General features: G+C 49.1%; 7 protein-coding genes. 4 read left to right on the forward strand and 3 right to left on the reverse strand.

Annotation, left to right across the window (positions count from 1 at the left end; genetic code table 11):
- Together LIO98_RS07880 and LIO98_RS07885 are read right to left on the reverse strand one after the other, a co-directional pair.
- Complete coding sequence (locus LIO98_RS07880) at positions 1 to 342, reverse strand: hypothetical protein (RefSeq protein ID WP_291955174.1); 342 nt, start codon at positions 340 to 342, stop codon at positions 1 to 3.
- A gap of 52 nt (positions 343 to 394) precedes the next feature.
- Positions 395 to 1,012 carry a V-type ATP synthase subunit D gene (locus tag LIO98_RS07885; protein WP_291955178.1) on the reverse strand — a complete coding sequence of 206 codons (618 nt, stop codon included), beginning with the start codon at positions 1,010 to 1,012 and terminating at the stop codon, positions 395 to 397.
- A gap of 193 nt (positions 1,013 to 1,205) precedes the next feature.
- Here LIO98_RS07885 and LIO98_RS07890 point away from each other — a divergent pair, with 193 nt between their 5' ends.
- The 4 genes from LIO98_RS07890 (at position 1,206) to LIO98_RS07905 (ending at position 6,233) form a co-directional block, all read left to right on the forward strand.
- The gene (locus tag LIO98_RS07890) at positions 1,206 to 2,198 is read left to right on the forward strand and encodes a nicotinate-nucleotide--dimethylbenzimidazole phosphoribosyltransferase (protein WP_291955180.1); all 993 of its coding nucleotides are present in this window, start codon (positions 1,206 to 1,208) and stop codon (positions 2,196 to 2,198) included.
- A gap of 26 nt (positions 2,199 to 2,224) precedes the next feature.
- Entirely contained in the window at positions 2,225 to 3,694 is a 1,470-nt protein-coding gene (locus tag LIO98_RS07895; RefSeq protein ID WP_291955182.1) for an FAD-dependent oxidoreductase, read from the forward strand.
- A 77-nt stretch (positions 3,695 to 3,771) separates the two neighbouring features.
- Positions 3,772 to 4,665 (forward strand): MurR/RpiR family transcriptional regulator, encoded by an 894-nt coding sequence (locus tag LIO98_RS07900; protein ID WP_291955184.1) that lies wholly within the window; start codon positions 3,772 to 3,774, stop codon positions 4,663 to 4,665.
- 206 nt (positions 4,666 to 4,871) lie between these two features.
- The gene (locus LIO98_RS07905; protein ID WP_291955189.1) at positions 4,872 to 6,233 is read left to right on the forward strand and encodes a uroporphyrinogen decarboxylase family protein; all 1,362 of its coding nucleotides are present in this window, start codon (positions 4,872 to 4,874) and stop codon (positions 6,231 to 6,233) included.
- A gap of 104 nt (positions 6,234 to 6,337) precedes the next feature.
- On the opposite strand, the gene LIO98_RS07910 is transcribed toward LIO98_RS07905, so the two are convergent.
- Positions 6,338 to 6,874, reverse strand: a complete 537-nt coding sequence (locus LIO98_RS07910; protein WP_291955186.1) for a helix-turn-helix transcriptional regulator — start codon at positions 6,872 to 6,874, stop codon at positions 6,338 to 6,340.
- Positions 6,875 to 6,979: the final 105 nt, after the last annotated feature.

Genomic DNA, 6,979 nt, shown 5'->3' on the forward strand with positions numbered 1-6,979 from the left:
TCAGCCTCTCTTCTTTGAAATGAAGCTCTCGGCGGTCTCGGAGACGATGGAGTTGATAACAGCGTCAACATTCTCTTCAAAACGTTTCTGCATGCGCGCCCGCTCTTCTTTGCCGAGGCCCGCGATCTGCGCGGCTTCGGTCTTGGCGGAATTCAGCGCCGTCTCCATTATGCCCTTTGCCTGCTCCCTGGCGGAAGCCATCTGGTTTGCACGCTCCGCGGCAAACTTTTCCTGCGCGGTGCGAAGCAGAGATTCGGATTCATTCTTTGAATCGTCGACTATTCTTTTGGCCTCTGATTCTGCCCTCAGCAGAACTGCCAGTACTTCGTGCAGAGTACTCATTGCAAAATTCCCTCCCTAATTTATAAAAGCATAGTGGAGCCGTTGAAATCCCCTATTCCTTTATCTTTTTCTGCGCGAGCTTCATTCGCGTGAAGTCCTCGCGCTCTCCCTCTTCAAGGACGTCGCTGATAAAATTTATCTCCGCCTTGTCCTGTGGGATGACCACTTTTTCAAGAGCGTTGACGCGCCTGTGGGTCTTTCGTATCTGGACCGCCAGACGATAGACGCTCGTTTCAATCTCGGCGAGCTGCGCCACCAGTACCATCACGCGGCGAAACTGGGCGTAGGCCGCGTCCATCGCTCCCGAGGAGCCGTGGAAGGAGTAGCTGGGGATAGTCTCGGCGCTCAAAGGGTCCACGTCGGGGATCTCCACCCCCATCACCGAACGCAGGCGCACGGTGATATTAGAGGTGATCGGAACGGACTCCGAAATATCTTCCACGGTGTCGATGCCGAGAGATATGTTTGCCTTCTGGAGCGCTTCGTATGCCTCTTTGAATACCTTGGAGACATCCTCCTGAAGCTTTTTAGCCGAATCTATGTAATGAACCAGTTCCATCATCAGCACTTGGCGCTTCTGGTCAAGGAGGTCGTGACCTGACTGGGCCATCGCCATATCGCGCGTGAGCCTGACAAGGTTTCCTCGTGTTGGTGCAAGTTTTGAAGCCACGAAATTTTTCCCCCCTCAAAATAGATACCGTAGGACCATAAATCCACTATCTATTATATAATCTATAAATCATGGCGATAAAGGCCATAAACTATTAACACCGCGCAAAAAGATAACCCTCACTCATCGTGGGGACAGTCTATAGTGCATTTTAACGCTTAAACGAATCTACGTACAGGGGGTAAAATAAGTAATGTTTCTGCTATTTATAAGCGAGACGGCATTAGCCAAAATTCCCGGACTCTCCGCTGCCGGCGCAAATCTTGACGCACTGCCCTACACTGCGCCGGCTGATGCCGATATGCTCTTCTATGATCGTCCGAAGGTTGCAGCTTCTCTGCCCTTTGACCCCTTCGGGCACCCCTCTCCCGCGCTGGTTACCCGCGCCGCCCTGCTTACGGCCGGCTTTGACGCGGCTACAGTGAGAGTCGGCACCTCGATAGCCCCCGCCTCGCCGCATGAGACGATCAGCGAGGATATTGGGCGCGATATGCGCTTCGAGGCGGCTGTCCCAGGCTATGAAGAGATAGCGCGGCGGTCCGCGGCGTTGGCCGCAGGGCTGGATAAAAATATAAAACAGGTCGTACTGGCGGAGTCGGTTCCCGGCGGCACAACGACGGCGCTGCTGGTGCTGCGCGCCCTTGGCCACGTCGGCACCGTCTCCTCCGCGGGACCGGAGAACCCCCTGCCGTTGAAAGAGCAAATATGGCGTGACACGGCGAAGCGCCTCGGCATTAAAGAGGGCGGCATGAAAGGCTTCGGCCTCAGAGCCGCCGCCGAGCTGGGCGATCCCATGCAGGTGGCGGTGGCCGCCTATGCCGCCGCGCTGCCGGGCGAGGTACAGATAACGCTCGCCGGCGGCACGCAGATGATGGCGGTGGCGGCGCTGCTGCGTGACATGGGCGTGGACCGCGATATCCTGGTGGCGACGACGAAATATGTCCACATCGATCCAACCAGCTGCCTTGAAGAATATGCCGCAAAAATCGGTGTGCGCTGGTACGCAGCGCCGCTTGACTTCACGAATTCACGCTTCCCAGGGCTTGCCGATTACGAAAAGGGTTTCATCAAAGAGGGCGTTGGCGCCGGCGGCGCGGTGTGGTATGCACAGCAGCTGGGAGTCTCAATGGAGGGAATACAGTCGCGTACCGAGGCGCTCTACGAAAAGATGCTCGACGAGGGCTAGATAATGGACGAAGGGAGAGACGGCTGATGGCGAATGTTGTGGTAATCGGCAGCGGCGGCGCAGGTCTTACCGCGGCGATCGCCGCGCGCCGCGCGGGAGCCGACGTTACGGTCATATCCAAGACGGCGGCGGCCGTCGCCTCCTGTACGGCCTATTCCGCGGGACTTTTTTCTCTGGCCTGCGGCGGCGTTTCGCCTCGGGATCAGTACGAAAAACTTTTAAAGACGGGATACCGTCTCAACGACCGTGCTCTGCTTGAAACGCTGACCGAAGAGAGCTGCGCCGCGCTTGAAGAGATCGCCTCCTTGGGTGTGACGCTCGAATTTCAAAAAGGACGCGCGAGCGCCCGCGCCACCGCGAAGAACGAGCTCATGGGAGGCAGCGGCCTTGTAGAGCAGCTGGTGCGGATCGCGAAAGAATGCGGCGTCAAGTTTATCGAATGGTCAGTCGCGCGCGAGATATTTACCTGCGGAGGACATGCCCGCGGCGTCTCCGTAACTAACTGGCGCGGCGGGAGCAACCTAGCGCTGCCGGCGGACGCCGTCGTGCTTGCGACGGGGGGAGCCGGACGCATCTACAGCCACACCGACAACCCCGAACGCATGACAGGCGACGGTTACGCCCTTGCGCTTGCCGCGGGGCTGAAACTGCGTGACATGGAATTTGTTCAGTTCTACCCTGTCGGTTGGGCGCAGGAGAACTTTCCCATGTGGATGGCGGACACCACTCTCGGAGATTTTATCCGCGTCACCGACGCGGAGGGAAGGGAATTTCTTCCCGATGCCTACCGCGAGTGGGGCGTGAAGGACGGCAAAGAGTGCAACTACTTTGCCCGCGACAAACTTTCGCTGCTGCTCGCGCGGAAAGACCGTGAAGGCGGAATCTTCGCCCACATTGAGGAGACGCCGGCGGCGCTGTGGGACGACCCCAGGTTTCTCTACGCGCTCACGCTGCCGCGGGAATTTTTTATGGGACGCAAAGAGCCGCTGCGCATCGCGCCGCTGGAACACTACTTCTGCGGCGGCGTCGAGATCGGAACCAGCGGCGAGACCGACGTGGAGGGACTTTACGCCTGCGGCGAAGTGACCGGCGGCATCGACGGCGCGAACCGCATGGGCGGAAACGCGCTCGCGCACATCGTGACCTTCGGGCTGCGGGCGGGCCGCGCCGCGGCCAAACACCCGCATGAGATACCGAAAAAATTTCCCTCAAGAGAGGCGGGAGAGCTTCTTTCCGCGAACGGACGCCCCGTATCCGAGATCCGCAGAGAGCTGCAAAGAAAGGCCTGGCAGTCGATCGGCCCCATCCGCCGCGCGGAGGAAATATCGGATTTCCTTCTATATATAGAGAGTATCAAAAAAGAGAAGCTAAAGGCGGAGACCCCGCAGGAGTACCTTCTGGCTATGGAAATGCCCGGACTCACCGCCAGCGCCGAAGCGGTAGCAAAGGCCGCGCTGGCAAGAAAAGAGTCGGTAGGGGCGCATTATATAGTATAAAAATGAACTTGCGTAGAAAGGATTATTGGTTGCGTTATTATTAATAAAATATACTCTTAATAAGGGGATTTGATTAAATGTCTATGAAAATAAGGGATATGCCTCAACCTAATGATGTATTCGCTCGTTTAAGGGCTGGAATAAAAGATCTGCCTACGCAGCAAAAATTAATCTGCTCTTATATCTTAGAACATTATCAGCAGGTGGCGTTTTATACGGTGGAGGAGCTTGCGCAGGCATCTAAAACAAGTCCAGCGACAGTCGTTAGGGTCGTAAAGCGTCTTGGGTATGATAGTTATAAAGATCTGCTGGAGCAGCTACAGCAGGTCATGATGGTTACCAATAATTCTGTTTGGTGGGAATTAGAGCAGGTTATGAATGATAACTCTGAGATGGATAAAGAACCGTCGTTGTCGTGGGTTTCACGAGATTCTATAGATGGTATAAAAAGTTCGCTTACAAGTCAGTTGATGGATTCTTTTGATAGTGCTATAGATCTTATGTTGGAGGCTAGGAAGATCGGTATTGTTGGTATGCGGTCAAGTAAATATGTAGCCGGATTTCTTCACTTTATGATGAACCAGCTTTTTTCTAATACTCATATGCTGGGGGCGTTGGGTACTGATGTTGCGTATGATGAGGTCCTGAATTTTTGTAGTGATGATCTTATCATAGCCGTATCACTTGGCGGTCCTCATTTTGTGATTCTTACTCATGAGATTATATCTTTTGCGAAAGATAATGATATCCCATCTATCCTAATTACGAATGATATGGGAAATCCTTCTATTGATAATGCTACGGTTACATTGTGTGTTGGAAGGACGAAATATCATTATTCCATTGTGCAGGCGATGGTATTGGCTGAAGCTATAATTACTGAGTTGGCTCTGAAGAAGAAAATCCAGGCCAGAAAAAAACTTAAAAATGTAGAGGATGTATTAATAGAGAAGGGCATTACTATGCCATAATGGACTTACTATAGCGAGCGAACGTGACACAGTAGTATTGATAATTATTGGATTGGTCTATCGATGGCTGTAAATATTGCAGCCATTTTTTGTATTTTTGTATTGAAATATTTATTTCAATAATGTACAATACCTGAAAGGCAACGTTTCAAAAATGTTCAATTAAGATCAACTACAACGAGAGGAAGTGTCATTATATTATGACCATGCGCAGAGAACTAGTTCTTAAGGCATTGCGGTGTGAGGAAGTTGAGAGAATCCCGTGGGTACCATTTACAGGTGTGCATTGCGCAAAAATGTTGAATATGGATGCTGAAACATATCTAAAATCTCCTCAAAATATTGTAAAAGGTGTTAAATTGGCAGCAGAGAAATACATGGCTGATGGTGTATGCACGGTATTTGACCTGCAAATTGAGGCTGAAGCGTTAGGGTGTGGTCTTAAATGGTCCAAGAATAATCCACCCGCTGTTGCCGTACATGTTCTGGAGACAAAGACATTGAAAGAACTTCCGGAACTTACTAAAAACTCCGGACGAATCGCTGACGCTCTAAAAACTACCAGTATGCTGAAGTGTGAAATTGGTGATGACGTGGCGATATTCGGTCTTATCTGCGGCCCATTTACTCTTGCGCTCCATCTTGCTGGTGCTAAGTTTCTTACAGATATGATTGAAAATCCAGAATATGCTAAAGAAATTCTTGTTTTTTGCGCTGAGGCAGCGAAAAAAATGTCTGTATGGTATCTTGAGGCCGGAGCAGATGTAGTGGCCCTTGTTGATCCAATGACAAGTCAGATATCACCGCGGCATTTTAAAAAATACGTAATGGAAACTGTCGCACCCTCTATAAACGTAATAAAGGAAAGAGGTGGCTTGGCGACACTATTTTGCTGCGGTGACGCAACAAAAAATATTGAACTAATGATGAAGTGCGAACCTAATGGAATTGCTTTTGACGAGCAAGTTGCAGTTGCCTACGCAAAAGAACTTTCAGAAAAGTATAATGTTGCAATTGAAGGAAATCTGCATCTCACGACGACATTACTGTTTGGTAGCCCGATAGAGTGTGTAGCTGACGCGAAAAGTTGTATGGAAGATGGGGGATTGAGGGGGTTTGTCCTATCTCCTGGCTGCGACTTACCTTTTGACACCCCAGAATACAATTTAGAGGCAGTGGGTAAGTATGTTGTTCTTGGGGAAGAGCCGATAAAAAGCAGTGGATTCCTTTCACTTGACGAGGCTCTATCTGGTTGTGACGCAGCATCAGAAGGATTTGACGACGTCAAGATTGAACCGGGAAAAATATTTGTTGAAGTAGTAACTCTGGACTCAGAGGGATGTGCGCCGTGTCAATATATGATGGAGTCTCTTTTTAGAGTAAAGGATAGATATGGAGATAAACTTACCTATAGAGAAACTTTAATAAAAAGCCTTGGTGGCATTAAAAGGGTAAGTGCTATAGGGGTAAAGAACTTACCGTCGATGCTGATTAACAACGAACTTGTTTTTGATAATATAGTTCCTACTGATGAAGAGCTGATTAAAGAGCTCAACAAAAGGATATAACCTCTTTAAAATAACTACAAGCTGTCTGCTGTTAGTTGTGTTGCGGACAGCTTGTAGTGAAGAAACATATACTTGAGTGTGCTGTTATTTGATGTGCCAATTTTTTATTGCATAACAGGCAGTATAGCTTTTACCCAATATGTAATACAGTTTTCAGTATCCGACATATTTTTTATGATATGATCTGTACCTTTGCGGACATAGATAGTGTCACCTTCTGATAAGTTATATTCCATCCCATCTAAAATTATATTGATGCTCCCTTCTAATATTAACCCCACTTCGTCAAATACATGCTCATAGGTTTTTATCTCTGAGTTTGGGAAAATTGTTAAAATGTCGCCTTTGAGAAACTCATTTGGAGGTGTCGCCTGTTCATATAGTGAATCTGAGTTCTCATATATTGGTTTCCTATTAACTTTTTTTACACATGGTGACTGATGAGCATTTGATATCAGGTCATTGATCGAAATATTTAACGCGTTACAGAGTTTTTGTAATACAGCGATGGTAGGTGTATTTATGTCGCGCTCAATCTTGCTTAAAAAGCTTAACGAAACGTCGGATGTCTTCGCAAGCTCGCTCAAAGTAAGCCCTTTCTTTTTTCTTATGTTTTTTAGCTGAGCCCCGATTGTTTCCAAGGAAAATCCCACTCCTAAGTTTTGCGTGTTTTATGGTGTTTTTCAAAATAAAATAAATAATACATCACATATAAAACTGCCGCATGCCAATACACTTTTCTATCA

It is taken from the genome of Cloacibacillus sp., assembly GCF_020860125.1.
Lineage (GTDB): Bacteria > Synergistota > Synergistia > Synergistales > Synergistaceae > Cloacibacillus.

Bases quoted from the DNA above. Each gene is read 5' to 3' on its own strand.
- LIO98_RS07905 (WP_291955189.1), top strand. From the start codon at position 4,872: ATGCGCAGAGAACTAGTTCTTAAGGCATTGCGGTGTGAGGAAGTTGAG.
- LIO98_RS07890 (WP_291955180.1), top strand. From the start codon at position 1,206: ATGTTTCTGCTATTTATAAGCGAGACGGCATTAGCCAAAATTCCCGGA.
- LIO98_RS07895 (WP_291955182.1), top strand. From the start codon at position 2,225: ATGGCGAATGTTGTGGTAATCGGCAGCGGCGGCGCAGGTCTTACCGCG.
- LIO98_RS07880 (WP_291955174.1), bottom strand. From the start codon at position 342: ATGAGTACTCTGCACGAAGTACTGGCAGTTCTGCTGAGGGCAGAATCA.
- LIO98_RS07900 (WP_291955184.1), top strand. From the start codon at position 3,772: ATGTCTATGAAAATAAGGGATATGCCTCAACCTAATGATGTATTCGCT.